Here is a 19,040-nt window from a genome sequence, read left to right as displayed (position 1 = left end):
CCCAGGGGGTTTCATGAGACCTGTCCGTTCCCGCCCGCGCGCCGCGCTGGTGCGGGCCGCCGCCCTGCCGCTGGCTGTCGGGTGCCTCGCACTCGCCGTCCCCGCGGCGGCCGCCGACTCCGGCCACTCCGCCTCGCGCCAGACCCTGGCGGGACTCATGCCGCACTGGGCCACGGGCTCCGCCGACCGCGGCGCCCTGTCCGCGGGCAAGCGGCTCACCGTCCGGGTCTACCTGGCCGGGCGTGACGCGGCGGGTCTCGCCCGCTACGCCGCCCAGGTCTCCGACCCCTCCTCGCCCGCCTACGGCAAGTACCTCACGGCGCGGCAGACGCGGGAGCGCTTCGGCGCCGACGCGCGGCAGCTCGGCGCTATCACCTCCTGGCTGCACGGCGCCGGGCTCCAGATCACCGACCGGAACCAGAACTACCTGACCGTCAGCGGCCGGGTCTCCGCCGTCGAGCGCGCCTTCTCCACCAAGCTGCACAACTACGCGCGTAGCGGCCACACCTACCACGCGCCGCTCGCCACCCCCTCCGTCCCTGCCTCGCTGCACGGCGCCGTCCTCACCGTGACGGGCCTCGACAACGCCCCGCACAAGGCGCGCCACGACGAGACGCTGCCGCCGCCGGACGCCGTCTTCCGCAACGCCGGGCCCTTCTCGACGTACTTCGGCTCGAAGACGGACAAGAAGCTGCCCTCGGCCTTCGGCTCGAAGGCCCCGTACGCGGTCAAGGGCTACACGGGCAAGCAGCTTCGGGCCGCCTACGGCGCGGGCAAGGAGACCGGCAAGGGCGTCACCGTCGCCATCACCGACGCCTACGCCTCGCCCACCGTCGCCGCCGACGCGAGCCGGTACGCCCAGCGCAACGGCGACAAGAAGTACCGCAAGGGCCAGCTCACCCAGGTCCTGCCCACGGACTACAACAGCACCGAGGAGTGCGGCGCCTCCGGCTGGTACGGCGAGGAGACCCTCGACGTCGAAGCCGTGCACGCCGTCGCCCCCGACGCGGACATCGTCTACGCCGGTGCCGCCTCCTGCTACGACGACGACCTGCTCGACTCGCTCGACAAGATCGTCGACGGCCGTCTCGCGGACATCGTCTCCAACTCCTGGGGCGACCTGGAGTCGAACGAGACGACGGCCGGGGCCGCCGCCTACGACCAGGTCTTCCAGCGCGGCGCGGTCGAGGGCATCGGCTTCTACTTCTCCTCCGGCGACAACGGCGACAACGTCGCGTCGAGCGGGACGAAGCAGGTCGACATGCCGACGAACTCCGCGTGGGTGACCGCCGTGGGCGGTACCTCGCTCGCGGTCGGCAAGGGCGACACGTACAAGTGGGAGACGGGCTGGGGCACCCGGAGCGCTCCGCTCTCCGCCGACGGCGACTCCTGGACCGGCTTCCCCGGCGCCTACACCTCCGGGGCGGGCGGCGGCACCAGCAAACTCGTCGAGCAGCCGTTCTACCAGCGCGGCGTGGTGCCCGGGAAGCTCGCGAAGGCGGGCGGCGAGAAGGCCATGCGCACCGTCCCCGACATCGCCGCGGTCGCCGACCCGAACACCGGCTTCCTCGTGGGGCAGACGCAGACCTTCCCCGACGGCTCGCTCCGGTACGGCGAGTACCGCATCGGCGGCACCTCGCTCGCCGCGCCCGTCGTCGCCGGTGTGCAGGCCCTCGCGCAGCAGGCGCGGCACGGGGTCCCGATCGGCTTCGCCAACCCGGCGATCTACGACCGGTACGGCACCTCCGCCTACCACGACGTCACCGACAGCCCGCTCGGCAAGGGCAAGGGACTCGCGGTCGTCCGCACCGACTTCGTCAACGGCTACGACGACGGCGACGGCACGCGGACCACGCTGCGCGTTCTCGGCGAGGACGCCTCTCTCAAGGCGGTCCCCGGCTACGACGACGTCACCGGCGTCGGCAGCCCGGCCGGCGGCTACCTGAAGTCCTTCCGCAGGCGCTGAGCCCGCGCCGGGCCCCCTCCCGGACCGCCCGGCCCCGGTACGCCCCGCGCGTGCCGGGGCCGGGCGTCCTCGCAGGGGGAGACCGATCTAGAGTCTGTCCGACGCTTCCCGCCGTCGTCCGCGCGGAAGGGAGCGTCGGACAGGCCCTCAGGTGAGGGCCACAGCGAGCGAGCCCGTGGAGGAACCATGTCGCGTCAGCAGGTCACGGTGGTCACCGGCGGCAGCCGGGGGATCGGCGCCGCCGTCGTCGCCCGGCTCGCCGACGAGGGCCACCACGTCGCGGTCGGCTACCACCAGGGCCGCGAGGAGGCCGAGGCCGTCGCCGAGGACGCGCGGGCGCGCGGCGTGAAGGCCGTCGCCGTCGGCGGGGACACCGCCGACGAGGCGGATGTCGAGCGGCTCTTCGACACCGCGACGAGCGCGCTCGGCCCGGTCACCGGGCTCGTCAACAACGCGGGCGTCAGCGGACCCGTCGGCAGGCTCGCCGACGCCGACGCCGCCGGGATGCGCCGCGCGCTCGACGTCAACGTCCTCGGCTGCCTGCTCTGCGCGCGCCGCGCGGTGCGCGACTGGGAGCGCGACGGCGTCGAGGGCGCGATCGTCAACATCTCCTCCGGCGCCGCGACGCTCGGCTCGCCCGGGGAGTACATCCACTACGCGGCGAGCAAGGCCGCCGTCGACGCGCTCACCATCGGGCTCTCCAAGGAGGTCGGCCCCTCCGGCATCCGCGTCAACTCCGTCGCACCCGGCGCCGTGGTGACCGACTTCCACCCGGACCCGGAGCGCCCGGCGCGGATGGCCGCCGGGGTCCCGCTGCGCCGCGTCGGCGAGCTCTCCGAGATCGCGGCGGCCGTCGCCTGGTTCCTCTCCCCCGAGTCCTCGTACGCCACCGGGGCGGTCCTGCGGGTGACCGGGGGCCGCTGAGGCAGCCCGCGCCGGGCCGCCGCGCGCCGCCGTCCCCGCGCGGACACGGGCCGGGGCCCGGTCACCTTCCGGCGAAGGCGACCGGGCCCCGGCTTGTCCTCGGGACGGTGGGTTCCGGGCCGCTTACGGCCAGGAGACCACCTGCGAGGGGACCGTGTCGGAGCCCGAGGTGGCGCCGCCGACCTCGTTGATGACGTGGTTGTACTGGCCCTTGCCGCCGAGCGAGACGACGAGCAGGTCGTGGAACTTCACGCCCGGGTTGGCCGGGGCCTGGAAGCCGTTGTCCTGCCGGATCGAGGAGTCGGCGGTGAAGTTGCAGTAGCTGCCGAGCCCCCAGCCCTCGTGGGTCTGCACCGAGTCCGCGACCTTGTACGCCGCGAAGCCCTTCGTGGTGCCGTCCTGGACGGCGGCCTGGTTCGGCGCGTCGTACGCCTTCTCGTTCTGGAAGAAGATCGTCCGGCCGCGCTCGCCGTTCCAGAGCACGTCGTACTTGTTGAAGTGCTCGACGAACAGACCCGTCGCGAGGACGTCGTCGCCGTTCACCGTGAACCCGTAGTCGGCGCGGTTGGTCTCCCAGCCGACCCCGTCGCCGTGGTCGGCCCGCCAGATCCAGGTGTGGTCGATGATCGTGTCGTCACTGTTGATCACCATGCCGTTGTCCGCCTTGCCGGGACCGGCGCCGCCGACCCGGATGAAGACGTCCTGGAGCGAGGTGGGGTTCGCCGCGTGATCCGTGTGCGTACCCTTCGTGCCGACCTCGACGAGCGTGTCCGACTTGGTGGTGCCCGCGTCCACGAGGAGCCCGGCCACCTTCACGCCGTCCACGTCGCCGACGCGCAGCGCCGTCGCGCCGCCGTCCGGCACGATCGTCGCGTAGCCGAGGCCGAGCACGACCGTGTCGGGACGGTCGACCTCGATCGGCTTGTCCACGTGGTACACGCCGGGCGTGAACAGCAGGTGCAGGCCCTGCTCGACCGCCTGGTTGATCGTGTCGGCGCTCGTTCCCGGCTTGACCACGTAGAACTGGTCGAGCGGGAGGGACTCGCCCGCCGGGTCGCCGCCCTCCCAGCTGGTGCCGCGCGCGTTCTCGCGCTTGGCGGGGACGAACACCTTGTAGTCGTTCCCGTCGAGGTAGAGGAACGGCTTCTCGCGCGAGACGGGCGTCGAGTCCAAGGTGGTGTACGGCGGCTCGGGGAAGGACTGCGCCGGGGCGCCGCTCACCCCCGAGAAGACCATGTTCCACACACCGTTGGTCCAGCCGCCGACCGAACTGTCGCGGGTGTACCACTGCTGCTGCGAGTAGGGCGCGACCTCGCCGTCGATCTTGCTGTCGGCGATGTAGCCACCACTGGCCCAGCCGTACCCGTCCGGGGCGAGATTGAGCCCGCCCTTGACGTGCATCCGGCGGAACGGCGCGGCCTGCGCGACGGCCCAGCGGTCCGTGCCGTTGACGGGGTTGAGCGCCAGGTTCTCCGCCGAACGCCAGAAATTCTGCGTGGCGTTGCCGTCGAACCAGCCCGCGTCGACGGTGACGTCCCCGTTGAAGGTGGTGTCGTCCGGGCTCAGGCCGAGCCCGGATATCGAGGTGTAGAAGCCGAGCTGGACATTGAGATTGTCGTACGTGCCGGGCTTGAACAGGAGCTGGTAGCGCCCGTCGCCGAACTGGGCGGACTCCTGCTGCTTGAAGATCGTGTCCACCTGGCCCTGGATGTCCGGGGTCGAGGGATCGAAGACCTTCACGTTCGGGCCGAGGTCGCCGCCGCCCGGCAGGTCCGCGGCCGTCGCCGGCCCCGTGGGCGCGAGCAGGAACAACGGTGTCAGCAGGGCCGAGACGGCGGTGAGCACGCCCGCGCGGCGCCGGCCGCGCGCACGCCGGGTCCCGGTGGTTCTGTGGGGAGAACCGGTGGGGGGATCGGTACGGGACATCGTGGGGGGAAAGGGCATCTGCGCCACTCCAAGGGTCGCGGACTGTGCGTGACGATGCTTCCCCGATGTTAAGAACGCGTCAAGTCCTGTGCGGGAATTGGTTTTTGGCCCGGCCGTGCCTTCAACTTCTGTTTCCTGAATCCTTGTTATCCAGGGCGATTCACCAGGAATTCAGGCCATTCACGGCCCCCTCCGTCCACCGCCCGGCTTCGGTTTCTGGCCGATGAAGCCGTACGGACGAGCAACCGCCCCGCGTACCGCTCGTTGTCCCCAGCGGGCGGCACCCCGCCCCGACCAGCGCACTCGACGACGAGGACGGAGCACCACCCCTATGGCCGCACCCACCCCCCTCGCACCCGCACCGCTGCCCACCGCCCCGCCCACGCCCCCCGAAACCGTCCCGCCGACGCCCCTCGTACCTCCCGGACCCTCGCGCCCCCGCCGCCGCGGCCTCCTCGGCGCCCTGCTCGCGCTCACCGGCCTCGCGGGGACCGGCGGCGCCCTCGCCCCGCTCCTGCGCACCGTGCGGGAGACCACCGCCGAGGGCCCCGGCACGGCGGATTCCGGCGCCACGGGTTCCGGCGCCGCCGAGACGTACCGGGGCAGGCACCTCGCGTACGGGCCCGACTGGGCCACGATCGACGGCCGCGCCCTGCACCTCATGCCCCGCGCGGACGGCGGCTTCGTCAGCTCCGTCGACCACTACACCTCGTACCCGGACACCCGGGCCGCGGCGCGCGCCGCCGTCGACGAACTCGGCGGCGCCCGGCTCAGCACCCCCGCGTACGGCGCCTGAGGCGCACACAAGCGACCCGCAGGAGACCGCCCGATGACGTACACCCGCAAGAACCAGCGCGACCTGAGCGCCGCCGAGCGCCGTCGCTTCGTCGACGCCGTGCTCGCCCTCAAGCGCTCGGGACGCTACGACGACTACGTCCGCACCCACATCCGCTACTACACCTCCGACGGCTCGAAGGGCCTGCGCGCAGCCCACATGACACCCTCCTTCCTGCCCTGGCACCGCCAGTTCCTCCTGGAGTTCGAACGCGACCTGCGCAAGATCGACGCGCGCGTCACCGTGCCCTACTGGGACTGGACGAAGGACCGCACCGCCAAGGCCGCGCTGTGGCGCGACGACTTCCTCGGCGGCAACGGACGCGCCTCCGACCAGCAGGTCACCACCGGGGCCTTCGCCCACGCGCACGGCGACTGGACCCTCACCGAGTCCACCGACGACCGCCCGTACCTGCGCCGGGCCTTCGGCCGCCCGCAGGACCCGATGGACCTGCCCACCCCGCGGGACCTCGACGAGGCCGTCTCCGACACCACCTACGACTCCCCGCCCTGGGACTCCACCGCCTCGCGCGGCTTCCGCAACAAACTGGAGGGCTGGGGCAGCGGCCGGGGCAACGCCCGCTGGCGCAACCACAACCGCGTCCACCGCTGGGTCGGCGGCACGATGCTCAGCGGCGCCTCGCCCAACGACCCCGTCTTCTGGCTCCACCACGCCTTCATCGACCGTGTCTGGTCCCGCTGGCAGCACGCCAATCCCGGCTCCGGCTACCTGCCCGACCGGCCGCTCCCGCTCGGCAACTCCCAACGGGGCCGCGTCCCCACCCTGGAGGACCCCATGCCCCCGTGGCGCGTGAAGCCCTCGGAACTGCTCGACCACAGCGGGATCTACCGGTACGCGTGAACCGCCCCGCGCAGAGGCGCGGCGGACGTGCGACGGCCCCGGAGCGCGAGCGCGCTCCGGGGCCGTTCCTCGTCACGGGCGGATGCCGACCGGATCGCACGGGGGCCCGGTCGTCCCGCCGTCACGCGGGGGTAGGGCAGCTCACTTGCCGTAGCCCTCGTCGCCGTAGCCACCGTGGCCGCGGTCGCCGTCGACGTTGGCGCAGGTGTTGCCGAACGCCGGGTTGAGCAGACCGATGACGTCGATCGTGTTGCCGCAGAGGTTCACGGGGATGTGGACCGGGACCTGCAGGGCGTTGCCCGACAGGACACCCGGGGAACCGGCGGCGAGGCCCTGGGCACCGGCGTCGGCGGCGGCGAGGCCCGCGCCGGTGGCGACCAGGGCACCCGTGCCCGCGAGAACGGCGGCGGTCTTCGCGATACGCGACATGTCTGTGTTCCTTCCAAGAGGCAGCGGCCACACCCCGTGACCGCTGTGCCCTCTCCAACGCGCGTGCGCACGCCGGGTCACGCTCCTCGCCGCCGCGTGTGGCAGTCGGGTGACGGGGCCCCCTCCCGCCCGTGCCCGGCGGGCCCCGGCGCCCTCGCCACCGCAGTCTTGACCCCGCACCACGCCCCCGCACCAGCCGTGACCAGGAGCGGGGCACCCGGGCCCGTGGCAGCCCGCCGGACGCCCGCCCGAGCACGTACCCAGGAAAGGAAGCCCGTGCCCCAGCCGGAGAACACCCCCGCCGAGCCCCGCGTCGGCGCCGACAGCCCCCACCACTCGGACCTCACCCTCCGTGTCAACGGCACCGTGTACGAGGTTCCCGCCCTCGACCACCGCACCGCGCTCATCGACCTGCTGCGCGAACACCTCGGCCTCATCGGCACCAAGAAGGGCTGCGACCACGGGCAGTGCGGGGCGTGCACCGTGCTCCTCGGCGGGCGACGCGTCAACAGCTGCCTCGTCCTCGCCGCCACGTGCCAGGACGCCGAGGTCACCACCGTCGAGGGACTCGCGGACGGGGAGCGCCTCCACCCGCTCCAGGAGGCGTTCCTCGCCCACGACGCCTACCAGTGCGGCTACTGCACCCCCGGACAGCTCTGCTCCGCGCTCGGCGTCCTCGCCGAGGCAGAGGCCGGGCACCCCTCGCTCGTCACACCGCCCGGACGCCCACCCGGCCCCGTACCGCTCGACGACGCCGAGATCCGCGAACGGCTCAGCGGCAACCTGTGCCGTTGCGGCGCCTACCCGCACCTCGTGCGCGCCGTCGCGGAGGTCGCCCGGTGAAACCCTTCGGCTACGTCCGCGCCCGCACCGTCCCCGAGGCGATCGAGGCCCACACGAGCGCACCGGCGGCGCGCTACCTCGGCGGCGGCACCAACCTCGTCGACCTCATGAAACTCGGCGTCGAGACCCCCGCGACCCTCATCGACCTCACCGCCCTGCCCCTCGACACCGTCGAGGACACCCCCGAGGGCGGCGTGCGCGTCGGCGCGGGCGTCCGCAACAGCGACCTCGCCGCGCACCCCCGCGTCCGCGCCGACTGGCCCGTCCTCTCGCAGGCGCTCCTCGCCGGCGCCTCCGGACAGCTCCGCAACGCCGCCACGACCGGCGGCAACCTCCTCCAGCGCACCCGCTGCCCCTACTTCCAGGACCTCGCCCAGCCCTGCAACAAGCGCGCCCCCGGCACCGGCTGCGGCGCGCTCACCGGGCACAGCCGCGACCTCGCCGTCCTCGGCGCCTCCCCCTCCTGCCTCGCGACCCACCTCTCCGACATGGCCGTCGCCCTGGCCGCGCTCGACGCCGAACTGACCGTCGAAGGGCCCGAGGGCACCCGCACCCTGCCCGTCACCGAACTCCACCGGCTGCCGGGCGCGCACCCCGAACGCGACACGACCCTCGCCCCCGGCGAACTCATCACCGCCGTCACCCTGCCGCCCGCCACCGCCGGGGCCCCCTCCGCCTACCGCAAGGCCCGCGACCGCGCCTCCTACGCCTTCGCCCTCGTCTCGGTCGCCGCCGTCCTGCGCCTCGGCCCCGACGGCACCGTGCGGCAGGCCAGGCTCGCGTTCGGCGGCGTCGCGCCCCGGCCCTGGCGCGCCGCGCGCGCCGAGGACGTCCTCACGGGGGCGCGCGCCGACCAGGGAACCTTCCGCCGCGCCGCCGAGGCCGAACTCGCCCAAGCGGACCCCCGCCCCGACAACGCCTTCAAGGTCCCCCTCGCCGTGGAACTCTCCGTCGCCGTCCTCACCGACCTCGCCGCCGCCCAGACCGCCCCGGAGCCGCAGCCGTGAACACCCCCGCACCCGTCCTCGGCACCGACGTCCCGCGCGCGGAGGGCCGCGCCAAGGTCACAGGGACCGCCCGCTACGCCGCCGAGCACCGCCCGCCGCGCCTCGCCCACGCCTGGCCCGTCCCCGCGACCATCGCCTCCGGACGCGTCACCGCCGTCCACGACGCCGAGGTCCTGCGCATGCCCGGTGTCGTCGCCGTCCTCAGCCACGAGAACGCCCGCCGCCTAGCCGCCCCCGACGACCCCACGCTGCACCTCCTCCAGGACCCCCGCGTCCCGCACTTCGGCTGGTACGTCGCCCTCGTCGTCGCCGAGACCCTGGAGGCCGCCCGGGCCGGGGCGCTCGCGCTGCGCGTCACGTACGAGACCGATCCGCACGACGTGGGACTGCGCCCGGGGCACACCGGCATCCAACGCCCGCAGGAGGCGAACGGCGGCTACCCCGCCGACCGCGAGCGCGGAGACTTCGCCGACGCCTTCGCCGGGGCCCCCGTCCGCGTCGACCGCACCTACCGCATCCCCCCGCTCCACAACCACCCCATGGAGCCGCACGCGAGCGTCGCGGCATGGGACGCCGGCCGCCTCGTCGTCCACGACAGCAGCCAGGGCACCAACGCCGTCCGCACCGCCCTCGCCACGCTCTTCGGCATGTCCGAGGAGGACATCACCGTCCACTCCCCGCACGTCGGCGGCGGCTTCGGCTCCAAGGGCACCCCGCGTCCGCAGCCCGTCCTCGCCGCACTCGCGGCGCTGCACGTCGGACGCCCCGTCAAACTCGCCCTGCCACGCCGCCAGCTGCCCGCCGTCGTCGGGCACCGCGCCCCGACCCTGCACCGCCTGCGGCTCGGCGCCGCCGAGGACGGCACGATCGGCGCCCTGGCCCACGAGGTCATCACGCACACCTCGCGGATCAAGGAGTTCGTCGAACAGGCCGCCGTACCCGCCCGCGTCATGTACACCTCGCCGCACAGCCGCACGACCCACCGCGTCCTGCCTCTCGACGTCCCCAGCCCCTCCTGGATGCGCGCCCCCGGCGAGGCATCCGGCATGTTCGCGCTCGAATCCGCGATGGACGAACTCGCCGAGGCCGTCGGGATCGACCCTGTCGAGCTGCGCGTCCGCAACGAGCCCGACGCGGAGCCCGACTCGGGCCGCCCCTTCAGCAGCCGCCACCTCGTCGAGTGCCTGCGCGCGGGCGCGGAGCGCTTCGGCTGGCACACGCGCGACCCACGCCCCGGTGCGCGCCGCGAGGGCCGCCTCCTCCTCGGCACCGGCGTCGCGGCGGCGACCTACCCGGTCCTGGTCTCCCCCTCGACGGCTGAGGCCACCGCGCGCCCCGACGGGACGTACGCGGTACGGGTCAACGCCACGGACATCGGTACGGGCGCCCGCACCGTCCTCGCGCAGATCGCCGCCGACGCGCTGGGTGTCCCGCTCGACCGCGTCGGCCTCGCCCTCGGCGACAGCGACCTGCCCCGCGCCCCGCTCGCGGGCGGCTCCTCCGGCACCGCGTCCTGGGGCTGGGCCGTCCACCAGGCGTGCACCGAACTCCTCGAAGCGCTCGGCGAGTACGGCGGCTCCGTGCCCGCCGAAGGGCTCACCGTCGCGGCCGACACGACGGACCTGGCGGGCGCCGGGTCGCCGTACGCGCGGCACGCCTTCGGCGCCCACTTCGCCGAGGTGCAGGTCGACACCGTGACCGGCGAGGTGCGCGCCCGGCGCCTCCTCGGCCACTACGCCGTGGGCCGTGTCCTCAACTCGCGCACCGCCCGCTCCCAGTTCCGGGGCGGCATGGTCATGGGCCTCGGCATGGCCCTCACCGAGGGCAGCTCGCTCGACCCGGCCTCGGGCGCCTTCGTCGAGTCCGACCTCGCCTCCTACCACGTACCGGCCTGTGCCGACACACCGGACATCGAGGCGGACTGGCTCGACGAGGAGGACCCGCACCTCAACCCGATGGGCAGCAAGGGCATCGGCGAGATCGGCATCGTCGGCACCGCCGCCGCCCTCGCGAACGCCGTCCACCACGCGACCGGCGTCCGCTTCAGGGAACTGCCTCTCACCCCCGACAAGATCCTCGCGGGGCTGGCGGGGGAGGGGCGGGGCGAGGAGCGGGGGGCCTGACGGTACGGGAGCGGGGCGCCCGGTCGTCCTCGGGGCGCCCCGCTCGTACCTCCGGGACCGCTCAGTCCTCCGGCCCCTCCCACACCGTCGTCACGTTGCAGAACTCCTTGATCCCGTGCCCCGCCAGCTCCCGCCCGTACCCCGAGCGCTTGACGCCGCCGAAGGGGAGCGCCGGGTGCGAGGCCGTCATGCCGTTGAAGAAGACCCCGCCCGCCTCGATGTCGCGCACGCAGCGCTCCTTCTCGGCGGCGTCCCGCGTCCACACGTTGGAGCTGAGGCCGAACGAGGTGTCGTTCGCGAGGCGGATGCCCTCCTCCAGGTCGGCGAAGCGGTAGAGCGTCGCGACCGGGCCGAAGGTCTCCTCGCGGTGGACGCGCATCTGCGGGGTGATGTCCGCGAGCACCGTCGGCTCGTAGAACCAGCCCGCCGGGCGGTCCTCCGGCCGCTTCCCGCCGGTCAGGACGCGCGCCCCCTTCGCGACCGCGTCGTCCACCAGCTCCTCCAGGTCCGCGCGGCCCTGCTCGCTGGAGAGCGGCCCCACGTCCGTGTGCTCGTCCATCGGGTCGCCGACGCGCAGCGCCGCGACACCCGCGACGAAGGCCCGCGCGAACTCCTCGTACACGTCCGCGTGCACGAGGAACCGCTTCGCCGCGATGCAGGACTGCCCGTTGTTCTGCACGCGCGCCGTCACCGCCGTACGCGCCGCCCGCTCCACGTCGGCCGAGGGCAGGACGAGGTACGGGTCGCTGCCGCCCAGCTCCAGGACCGTCCGCTTGATCTCGTCGCCCGCGATGGAGGCCACCGAGCGCCCGGCGGGCTCGCTCCCCGTGAGCGTCGCCGCCTTCACGCGCGGATCGCGCAGGATCGCCTCGATCGCCGACGAGGGCACGAGGAGCGTCTGGAAGGCGCCCTCGGGGAATCCCGCGCGGCGGAAGAGATCGCCCAGGTAGAGAGCGGTTCGCGGGACGTTCGAGGCGTGCTTGAGCAGCCCCACGTTGCCCGCCATCAGCGCGGGCGCGGCGAAGCGCACGACCTGCCACAACGGGAAGTTCCACGGCATGACCGCGAGCACCACGCCGAGCGGCCGGTAGACGACCCGCGCGGCGCGTGCCCCCGAGTCCTCGACGTCCCGCTGCTGGGGGTGCTCGTCCGCGAGCAGCCCCTCGGCGCGGTCCGCGTACCAGCGCATGGCCTTGACGCACTTCGCCGCCTCGGCGCGCGCCGCCGCGTACGTCTTGCCCATCTCCAGGGTCATCGTCCGCCCGATCTCAGCCTCCTCCTTCTCCAGGAGGTCGGCGGCCGCGCGCAGCAGCCGGGCGCGCTCGGCGAAGGACGTCGTACGGTACGTGGCGAACGTGCGGTCCGCGAGAGCGAGCCGCCGTTCCACCTCGTCCCCGGACAGCGCCTCGAACGTCTGGACCGTCTCGCCGTCGGCCGGGTTCACCGTCGCGATGGGCATGGCTCTCCTCCTGGCAGGTACTCGTCCTCTCCCACGCTCGCGCGCCTGCCACAGGCGTGCAAACGGGGCCGTACGGGACACCTGCCCCGCGCGCGGGACCGAATGCCCCCGCCGCCTCAGCCCAGGTGCTCCAGGAGCCGGTCCACGAAGGCGACCTGCGCCTTCACGACCTTCCCGCGCGCCTCGTCGGGAGCGAACCAGCCCACCCGGTCCAGCTCGGGGAACTCCTGGCGGCGTCCCGAGCGCGGCGGCCACTCCATCGTGAACGTCCCCGGACGCAGCGCCGCCGGGTCGACGTCCCCCTCCACGGCCCACACGGTCACGTGCTTGCCCCCGCTCTGCCGGATCTCGCCGAGCGGCGTGTACGGCCCCGGCGGGGGAGGGGTGCCCAGTTCCTCGGTGAACTCGCGCACCGCCGCGTCGAGCGGTGCCTCCGCCTCGGTGTACTCGCCCTTCGGGACGGACCAGGCCGCCGCGTCCTTGCGCGCCCACAACGGCCCGCCCATGTGGCCGAGCAGCACTTGGAGCCCCGCCTCGTCCGTCGTGCGGTGCACCAGCAGGCCCGCGCTGCGCCGAATCGCCATGCGCCCAGTCTCCCGCCGTGGACCGCGGCGCGCACGGCCCACCCCGCGCGCGCTGAAGGCGTCCGGGCTGCCGACGACGGCGTCCTGACGGCGCGTGCGGCGAAGGTACCGCCGTCCCGGAGCGAACCGCCGTGCCCGGGAGCACGGTTGACGCGGCCCGGTTCGCCGCGCGTCGCGGACAGGGGCGGGTCCCCGCCTCGCGTGGGTCCCGCCTCGCGCGGCGGCCGTACGGGGAGCAGGTCTGGCGCGGCGCCCCGGCTCCCGCGCACGACCGCCCTACACTCCGGCCCCATGACATCGATGCCGGCCGATCTCACGTACACCGTCGTGCTCAAGCCCCAGATCACCGATGAGGCGGGGCACCTCGACCACGGCACGGAACTGCGCCGCGCGGTCGTCCGCCCGACGGGTGCCGAGGGCACGAGCGGCTATCCGCGCTTCGCGGGCGAGGGCGTCGAGGCCGACATCAACCCCGAGAACAACGCGGTCGAGGCACTCACGGTCGACAACGAGGAACTGCCCATCGGCTGGATCGCGGAAGCGCTGCCGGGGGAGCGGCGCCTCTGAGACGGCGGGGGACCGGCGCTTCCGAGACGCGGCGCGATACCGGTCGGACCGAGCCGCACCCGCCCCCGGGCGGTGCGGCCTGGACCGAGGTTCTTCCAGCCCGTCCGCCCCTCACCGCCCCCACACCCTCCTCCGCAGCCACCACACCAGCGCCCCCGCGCCCGCCGCCGTGACGAGCGCGATCCCCGCGCCGAAGGCGCCGGGCGAGTCCCGTTCCGCCCTCGCGCTCCCGCCGAGCCCGCCCCGTACCCCGCCCTTCGGCATCTCACCGGGCACACCGGCGGGTGATTCCGCCATCCCCCTGTCCGCGTACGGGTCCACGGGCGACGCACTCGCCGTCGCCGGTGCGCTCGGGCGCGGTACGGGTGAGTCCTTCGCGCCCGTCCCCTCCGGTTGCGGCGTCACGGCAGGGGACGGCACGGGCCCCGGTACGCGTACGGCGGCCCCGCTCAGCCGTGTACCGTCGGCGCACCGTACGCGCGCCACGTACCGCCCGTCGTCGACCGCGAGCCAGGAGGCGGTGCGGGCCCGGCCTCCGGGCGCCAGGTCCACCGCGTAACCCGCGTGGGCCGCGCCGCGGCCGACCGGGACGAGGGTCGCCGTGCCGCCCCCGGGGCACGCCGAGGTCGTCAGCCGGACCGTCGAGCCCTGCGCGCGGACCGTCACGGGATCCCGCGCCGGGGCGCCGTCCGCGTGGGCGCCGGGAGCGAGTGCCAGCAGGGCGCAGGCGCCCAGCACGGTCGCTGTCAGGGAAGTCGCGCAAGGCATGGGGACCGTCCTCGGGTGCGGCACGGCGGCGCCCGGGCGGGCGCGCGACGGGAGGACCGTGCGGGCCGCTGCCCAGCCCACGGCCGCGCCGCCCCCAGCGCACCCGCGCGGCCCCCCGGCTGCCGCCGCGCAGGTGAAGAGCTCATCCGTCCGGCGCAGCCCCGCCGGGACCGGGGCACCCGCCCGGGCAGGGACCCCGTGACCCCTACCGGTCGGGCACACCTCTCGCCTGATCCGTCCCGGCCGGGGCACAGGCATTGCCTGACCTGTACCGGCCGGGGCACACGCACCCCCTGACCCCTCACCAAGGAGCCCCCCATGCCCACGATCCTCTTCGTCCTCACCGGCACCGACCACTGGACGCTCGCCGACGGCACCCGCCACCCCACCGGCTTCTGGGCCGACGAGGTGGTCGCGCCGTGGAGCGTGTTCACCGAGGCCGGGTACGAGGTCGAGGTCGCCACGCCTGGGGCGGTCGTCCCGACCGTGGACGCGGCGAGCCTCGATCCCTCCGTCGCGGGCGGTCCGGAGGGCGCGGCGCGGCTGCGCGAGGCGCTCGACACGATGACGCCGCTGCTGCGCCCCCGCCCCCTCGCCGGCATCGACCCGGACGCCTACGCCGCCGTCTTCTATCCCGGCGGCCACGGCCCCATGGAGGACCTCTCCCACGACCCCGACTCGGCGGCGCTGCTCACCCGCGCCCTCTCCTCCGGGCGCCCGCTCGCCCTCGTCTGCCACGGCCCCGCCGCGCTCCTCGCCACGGCGGACGCCGAGGGGAACAGCCCCTTCGCCGGCTACCGCCTCACCGCCTTCACCAACGCCGAGGAGACGCAGTCCGGCTTCGCCTCCCGCGCCCCCTGGCTCCTCCAGGACCGCCTGACCGCGCTCGGCGCGGACGTCCTGGAGGGCGAGGCGTGGGCCCCGAAGACGGTGAGCGACCGCACCCTCCACACCGGCCAGAACCCGGCGTCGGCGGGGCCGCTGGCCGAGGTCGTGCTCCGCGAACTGGGCTGAGGGGCGTCCGGGTCTCGGCCGAGCCGCCGCCCCGCCGCGTACGCCGTGTGTCCCCCGGGGAGGACCGGGTACTGCTCGCCCGGCCCGTCCCGCCGGACGGCGAGAGGGCCGTGCGAGCGGGGACCTCCCCTCGCGGAGGCCCCGGCTCCTCTCTCGTGCGAGTCGGCCGCCTTGGCGCGCGCACCTCCGCCGCCCGGGCACGCCGTCCCTGTCCGCGTATGCGAGTGAGCGGGCCCAGGTCCCGGTGGGCCACGGGCCCGCATGACGATGATCAGACCGTCGCGTGTGGGCCCTGTGACGAGACCATGCGGTTTCTTGAACGAGGTGCGCCCCTCATGATCGTCTGGGCGGTGTATCCCCGGGAGGGTCTCGGGGCCTTCCGGGCGTCGCGGCCGGTGTCACGCCCGCCGGGCCCCCGGGCACGTACGGTTCGGCGTCCGCGCCGGCAGGAGGAAATGAACTTCATGGGTGCACACGCCCGTCCCAACCGCTTCCACCGCACCGGCGTCCGCATCGCCTCGGTCGCTCTCGTGGGAGCGGCGCTCCCGATCGGTGCCGCGGGGCTGGCCCAGGCCGCCGCCCCGGACAGCACCCCGCACGCCACGGCGACCGAGACGGGTGAGGAGGCCGCCCCCGCCATCAAGGCCGACCACGCCTTCCTCCTCGACGCGCGCGACGGCAGCCAGGAGCGGGAGCTGTGGGCCGGGGCGAAGGCCGACGAGAGCGTGCCGATCGCCAGTACCACCAAGATCATGACGGCGGTCGTGGTGCTCAAGCACCCCGAGTGGCTCGAACGGCAGATCACCGTCAAGCAGGAGTACCGGGACTACGTGCAGAAGGTGGGCGCCAGCACGGCGGACCTCCAGACCGGCGACACCCTGACGGCCAGGCAGCTCCTGCACGCCATGCTCATCCCCTCCGGCGCCGACGCCGCCCGCGCGCTCGCCGACCACTTCGGGAACGGGGACACCGAGGAGGCGCGGATCAGCGACTTCATCGCGCAGATGAACGCCGAGGCGCAGCGACTCGGCCTCTCCGGAACGCACTTCGACTCCGTCGACGGCATCAACGACGGCAACAACCACAGCACGGCCCGCGACCTCGCCAAGCTGGGCCAGCGCGCCATGCTCCAGCCGGTGTTCGCCGAGGTCGTCAAGAACACGCAGTACAAGACCGAGGCACCGGCCGCCAACGGCCGCACCCGGTACTACACCTGGAACAACACCAACGAGCTGCTGAGCACCTACGACGGGGCTCTCGGCGTCAAGACCGGCAGCGGCCCGGAGGACGGCTACTGCGTCGTCTTCGCCGCCGAGCGCGACAACCGCACCCTCATCGGCGTCATCCTGGGCGACGACACGGGCCGCTTCGACGACGCCACGAAGGTGCTCGACTGGGGCTTCGCGCACTGAGCGCACCGGGCCCGGCGCGAGGGCCGGGGCCGCGAGGGGCTGAGTGCTCCCCGCCCCGGTTCCTCAGCGCGCCCGGCTCGCCTCGGCCCCCAGCACGCCCAGGAACGCCAGCGCCTCCGCGCTCGCAGACCCCTGGGGGGCGCTGTAGAGCACGAGCCGCTGTCCGCCCTCGTCGAGACCGAGGACATCGCAGTCGACGGTGATCTCCCCGGCGAGCGGGTGGCGGAACGTCTTCGTGAGCACGTGGGACGTCTGCACGTCGTGCCGCTCCCAGAGCCGTGCGAAGTCCGGGGAGCCCGCCCGCAGTTCCTCGATCAGCCCGGTCACCTCGGGGTCCTTGGGATGGCGGGCGAGCGCGGCCCGCAGCTCCCTCACGACGTGGTGGCGGAACTCGGCGGCGTCGGAGATCCCGTACAGCGGCGACTCCGGCTCCCCCGGCGTGAGGAACGCCCGGCGCGCGAGGTTGCGGTCCGCCCGGTCGAGCGCGCCGAAGTCCTCCATGAGCGCGACCGTGAGGGCGTTCCACGCGAGCACCTCGAAGGTCGCGGAGAGGACGAACCCCGCGGTGTGCGGCAGCCGCTCCAAGAGGGCGAGGATGCTCGGCCGCACTTCGCGCCGGTGCGTCCGCTCGCGCACGGGCGTGGTCCCGGCGAGTACGTGCAGGTGAGCGGTCTCCGCCTCGGTGAGCCGCAGCGCGCCCGCGATCCCCGCGAGCACCTCGCCCGAGGGGCGGGGCGCGCGGCCCTGTTCGAGCCGCACGTAGTACTCCGTGGAGATGTGCGCGAGGACCGCGGCCTCCTCGCGCCGCAGCCCCGGCGTGCGGCGGCGCGGGCCGGAGGGAAGACCGACGTCCGAGGGGAGCAGCCGCTCCCGGCGGCTGCGGAGGAACGCGCCCAGCTCCTGTTTGTCCATACGCCCAGTGTGCTCCGTGCGCCCGGCGGCATCCTGGTACCGCTTGTGCCTGTATCCGGATCGGTGCCGCGCCGACGCTGAGGTCATGACACAGCACACCGCACACACTCCCCTCGGCCTGCTCACCGGCAAGGTCGTCCTCGTCACCGGCGCAAGCCGCGGCATCGGCGCGGCTGCGGCCCGCCTCTTCGCCGCCGAGGGCGCCTCCGTCGTCCTCGCGGCACGCGGGACGGACGCGCTCGCCGCCATCGTCGAGGAGATCCGCGCCACCGGCGGCGTCGCGGACGCCGTGCCGCTGGACCTCGCCGACTCCGCGAGCATCCGCGCCGCCGTCGACCGTGTCGCGGACCTCCACGGCCGCCTGGACGGCGCCTTCAACAACGGCGCGGCGGGCCAGCAGCCCGGACCGCTCCACACCACCACGGACGAGGTGATCGAGGAGCAGTTCACCGTCAACTTCCGCGCGCACTGGATCGCCATGAACGCGGAGGCCGCGCTCATGCGGCGCGGTGGCGGCGGAGCGATCGTCAACACGTCGAGCATCGGCAGCCGCCGCGCCAACCCGGCGCTCCCCGCCTACGGGGCCATGAAGCGCGCGCTCAACAGCATCACCGAGAGCGCGGCCGTGACCTGGGCGGGCGACGGCATCCGCGTCAACGGCATCACCCCCGGCGGTACGGCGACGGAGATGATCGAGGACTGGGAGGCGGCGACACCCGGCGTCGTCGACAGGATCACCTCCACCGTCCCGCTCGGCCGCATGGCGGAGCCCCGGGAGGTCGCGGAGGCGGCGGCCTGGCTGCTCAGCGACCGGGCGTCGATGGTGACGGGAGCGATCCTGCCGGTGGACGGGGGAGCGGGCGCCTGACGGGCCCCGGCCCGGGCGTTAGGCCGGAGGGCGCGGCGGTACGGAGCGTGACCGGCGGGGTGGCACGGAGCGGCCGTACGGGGCGCGACCGGTGAGGGCGTGACGGAGTGCCGGCCGGCACGCGGGCGTGGCGGGCCGGCGGTGGGGGAGGGGGCGCCATGGTCCTCTGCCGCGGTACCGGTAGGCGGGTGACCTCCCGCGCGTCACGTCCGCGCCCGGCGGGACCCGGGGCGGCGGGGGGTTACGGTCCGCGACGGTTTGTTCATCCGTTCGTGCGTTCGCTGGAGATCGGTTGACGTCCTCGATGCCGTCGTGCCCACGGCCGGGAGCCGCCCGCAGGTCGTGCCCCGTCCTGCTCACGGTGACCCTCGCCCTCGTCCCCCTCGCCTGCGCGTCCCCCGCGCCCCCCGCCCGGCCCCACCTCGCATCGGCGCCCGCGCCGCCGACGTCCCTCCGCGTGGCCCCGCTCCCCGGCCCGCCCGGACCTGTCTCTTATACACATCTCCGAGCCCACGAGACTAAGGCGAATCTCGTATGCCGTC

The 19,040-nt window shown here is 74.3% G+C and carries 17 protein-coding genes; 11 read left to right on the top strand and 6 right to left on the bottom strand.

Features of this window, described 5'->3' with window-relative positions:
• Nucleotides 1-13 precede the first annotated feature (13 nt).
• Nucleotides 14-1,966 (top strand): S53 family peptidase, encoded by a 1,953-nt coding sequence (locus IF99_RS0120545; protein ID WP_030998070.1) that lies wholly within the window; start codon nt 14-16, stop codon nt 1,964-1,966.
• 186 nt (nt 1,967-2,152) lie between these two features.
• Entirely contained in the window at nt 2,153-2,890 is a 738-nt protein-coding gene (locus IF99_RS0120540; RefSeq protein ID WP_030998069.1) for an SDR family oxidoreductase, read from the top strand.
• Nucleotides 2,891-3,013: 123 nt separating this feature from the next.
• Here IF99_RS0120540 and IF99_RS0120535 read toward each other — a convergent pair whose 3' ends face one another.
• Nucleotides 3,014-4,735: a hypothetical protein gene (locus IF99_RS0120535; protein WP_030998068.1), complete on the bottom strand. Its 1,722-nt coding sequence runs from the start codon at nt 4,733-4,735 to the stop codon at nt 3,014-3,016.
• Nucleotides 4,736-5,147: 412 nt separating this feature from the next.
• Here IF99_RS0120535 and IF99_RS0120525 point away from each other — a divergent pair, with 412 nt between their 5' ends.
• Nucleotides 5,148-5,612, top strand: coding sequence for a tyrosinase family oxidase copper chaperone (locus IF99_RS0120525; RefSeq protein ID WP_078655185.1), 465 nt, complete (start codon nt 5,148-5,150; stop codon nt 5,610-5,612).
• A gap of 33 nt (nt 5,613-5,645) precedes the next feature.
• On the top strand, nt 5,646-6,512 hold the full coding sequence (locus tag IF99_RS0120520) for a tyrosinase family protein (protein ID WP_030998066.1): 867 nt from the start codon (nt 5,646-5,648) through the stop codon (nt 6,510-6,512).
• A gap of 141 nt (nt 6,513-6,653) precedes the next feature.
• Here IF99_RS0120520 and IF99_RS0120515 read toward each other — a convergent pair whose 3' ends face one another.
• Nucleotides 6,654-6,941 carry a chaplin gene (locus IF99_RS0120515; RefSeq protein WP_030998065.1) on the bottom strand — a complete coding sequence of 96 codons (288 nt, stop codon included), beginning with the start codon at nt 6,939-6,941 and terminating at the stop codon, nt 6,654-6,656.
• Between the two features lie 276 nt (nt 6,942-7,217).
• Between IF99_RS0120515 and IF99_RS0120510 the strand changes: the two genes are divergently transcribed.
• From IF99_RS0120510 to IF99_RS0120500, 3 genes are read left to right on the top strand one after another with little or no spacing between them, the layout of a single operon-like run.
• A complete protein-coding gene (locus IF99_RS0120510; protein ID WP_030998064.1) occupies nt 7,218-7,784 on the top strand; it encodes a (2Fe-2S)-binding protein in 567 nt (188 codons plus the stop codon).
• Nucleotides 7,781-8,791 carry an FAD binding domain-containing protein gene (locus tag IF99_RS0120505; protein ID WP_030998063.1) on the top strand — a complete coding sequence of 337 codons (1,011 nt, stop codon included), beginning with the start codon at nt 7,781-7,783 and terminating at the stop codon, nt 8,789-8,791. The genes IF99_RS0120510 and IF99_RS0120505 overlap by 4 nt, the downstream gene beginning before the upstream one ends.
• Nucleotides 8,788-10,914, top strand: coding sequence for a xanthine dehydrogenase family protein molybdopterin-binding subunit (locus IF99_RS0120500; protein WP_030998062.1), 2,127 nt, complete (start codon nt 8,788-8,790; stop codon nt 10,912-10,914). The genes IF99_RS0120505 and IF99_RS0120500 overlap by 4 nt, the downstream gene beginning before the upstream one ends.
• A 61-nt stretch (nt 10,915-10,975) precedes the next feature.
• Here IF99_RS0120500 and IF99_RS0120495 read toward each other — a convergent pair whose 3' ends face one another.
• Complete coding sequence (locus IF99_RS0120495; protein ID WP_030998061.1) at nt 10,976-12,373, bottom strand: NADP-dependent succinic semialdehyde dehydrogenase; 1,398 nt, start codon at nt 12,371-12,373, stop codon at nt 10,976-10,978.
• A gap of 116 nt (nt 12,374-12,489) precedes the next feature.
• The gene (locus tag IF99_RS0120490; protein ID WP_030998060.1) at nt 12,490-12,957 is read right to left on the bottom strand and encodes an NUDIX domain-containing protein; all 468 of its coding nucleotides are present in this window, start codon (nt 12,955-12,957) and stop codon (nt 12,490-12,492) included.
• Between the two features lie 300 nt (nt 12,958-13,257).
• Here IF99_RS0120490 and IF99_RS0120485 point away from each other — a divergent pair, with 300 nt between their 5' ends.
• Entirely contained in the window at nt 13,258-13,524 is a 267-nt protein-coding gene (locus IF99_RS0120485; RefSeq protein WP_037827240.1) for a hypothetical protein, read from the top strand.
• Nucleotides 13,525-13,635: 111 nt separating this feature from the next.
• On the opposite strand, the gene IF99_RS0120480 is transcribed toward IF99_RS0120485, so the two are convergent.
• A complete protein-coding gene (locus IF99_RS0120480; RefSeq protein ID WP_030998058.1) occupies nt 13,636-14,292 on the bottom strand; it encodes a hypothetical protein in 657 nt (218 codons plus the stop codon).
• A 318-nt stretch (nt 14,293-14,610) separates the two neighbouring features.
• On the opposite strand from IF99_RS0120480, the gene IF99_RS0120475 reads away from it, so the two are divergent.
• Both IF99_RS0120475 and IF99_RS0120470 read left to right on the top strand, forming a co-directional pair.
• Nucleotides 14,611-15,306, top strand: a complete 696-nt coding sequence (locus tag IF99_RS0120475) for a type 1 glutamine amidotransferase domain-containing protein (RefSeq protein WP_030998057.1) — start codon at nt 14,611-14,613, stop codon at nt 15,304-15,306.
• A gap of 464 nt (nt 15,307-15,770) precedes the next feature.
• A complete protein-coding gene (locus IF99_RS0120470; RefSeq protein WP_030998056.1) occupies nt 15,771-16,718 on the top strand; it encodes a D-alanyl-D-alanine carboxypeptidase family protein in 948 nt (315 codons plus the stop codon).
• 63 nt (nt 16,719-16,781) lie between these two features.
• Here IF99_RS0120470 and IF99_RS0120465 read toward each other — a convergent pair whose 3' ends face one another.
• Nucleotides 16,782-17,630 (bottom strand): helix-turn-helix transcriptional regulator, encoded by an 849-nt coding sequence (locus IF99_RS0120465; RefSeq protein ID WP_030998055.1) that lies wholly within the window; start codon nt 17,628-17,630, stop codon nt 16,782-16,784.
• 85 nt (nt 17,631-17,715) lie between these two features.
• On the opposite strand from IF99_RS0120465, the gene IF99_RS0120460 reads away from it, so the two are divergent.
• On the top strand, nt 17,716-18,498 hold the full coding sequence (locus tag IF99_RS0120460; RefSeq protein ID WP_030998054.1) for an SDR family NAD(P)-dependent oxidoreductase: 783 nt from the start codon (nt 17,716-17,718) through the stop codon (nt 18,496-18,498).
• Nucleotides 18,499-19,040: the final 542 nt, after the last annotated feature.

Source organism: Streptomyces sp. NRRL F-5630 (genome assembly GCF_000719475.1).
Taxonomy (GTDB): Bacteria; Actinomycetota; Actinomycetes; order Streptomycetales; family Streptomycetaceae; genus Streptomyces.
The sequence above is the reverse complement of the archived record's forward strand: the minus strand, read 5'-3'. Positions and strand labels throughout refer to the sequence as shown.

What these genes read in the sequence shown, in the direction of transcription:
- IF99_RS0120540 (WP_030998069.1), top strand. Translation starts at nt 2,153, where the DNA reads ATGTCGCGTCAGCAGGTCACGGTGGTCACCGGCGGCAGCCGGGGGATC.
- IF99_RS0120520 (WP_030998066.1), top strand. Translation starts at nt 5,646, where the DNA reads ATGACGTACACCCGCAAGAACCAGCGCGACCTGAGCGCCGCCGAGCGC.
- IF99_RS0120475 (WP_030998057.1), top strand. Translation starts at nt 14,611, where the DNA reads ATGCCCACGATCCTCTTCGTCCTCACCGGCACCGACCACTGGACGCTC.
- IF99_RS0120545 (WP_030998070.1), top strand. Translation starts at nt 14, where the DNA reads ATGAGACCTGTCCGTTCCCGCCCGCGCGCCGCGCTGGTGCGGGCCGCC.
- IF99_RS0120525 (WP_078655185.1), top strand. Translation starts at nt 5,148, where the DNA reads ATGGCCGCACCCACCCCCCTCGCACCCGCACCGCTGCCCACCGCCCCG.
- IF99_RS0120470 (WP_030998056.1), top strand. Translation starts at nt 15,771, where the DNA reads ATGGGTGCACACGCCCGTCCCAACCGCTTCCACCGCACCGGCGTCCGC.
- IF99_RS0120480 (WP_030998058.1), bottom strand. Translation starts at nt 14,292, where the DNA reads ATGCCTTGCGCGACTTCCCTGACAGCGACCGTGCTGGGCGCCTGCGCC.
- IF99_RS0120495 (WP_030998061.1), bottom strand. Translation starts at nt 12,373, where the DNA reads ATGCCCATCGCGACGGTGAACCCGGCCGACGGCGAGACGGTCCAGACG.
- IF99_RS0120465 (WP_030998055.1), bottom strand. Translation starts at nt 17,630, where the DNA reads ATGGACAAACAGGAGCTGGGCGCGTTCCTCCGCAGCCGCCGGGAGCGG.
- IF99_RS0120515 (WP_030998065.1), bottom strand. Translation starts at nt 6,941, where the DNA reads ATGTCGCGTATCGCGAAGACCGCCGCCGTTCTCGCGGGCACGGGTGCC.
- IF99_RS0120460 (WP_030998054.1), top strand. Translation starts at nt 17,716, where the DNA reads ATGACACAGCACACCGCACACACTCCCCTCGGCCTGCTCACCGGCAAG.
- IF99_RS0120490 (WP_030998060.1), bottom strand. Translation starts at nt 12,957, where the DNA reads ATGGCGATTCGGCGCAGCGCGGGCCTGCTGGTGCACCGCACGACGGAC.
- IF99_RS0120485 (WP_037827240.1), top strand. Translation starts at nt 13,258, where the DNA reads ATGCCGGCCGATCTCACGTACACCGTCGTGCTCAAGCCCCAGATCACC.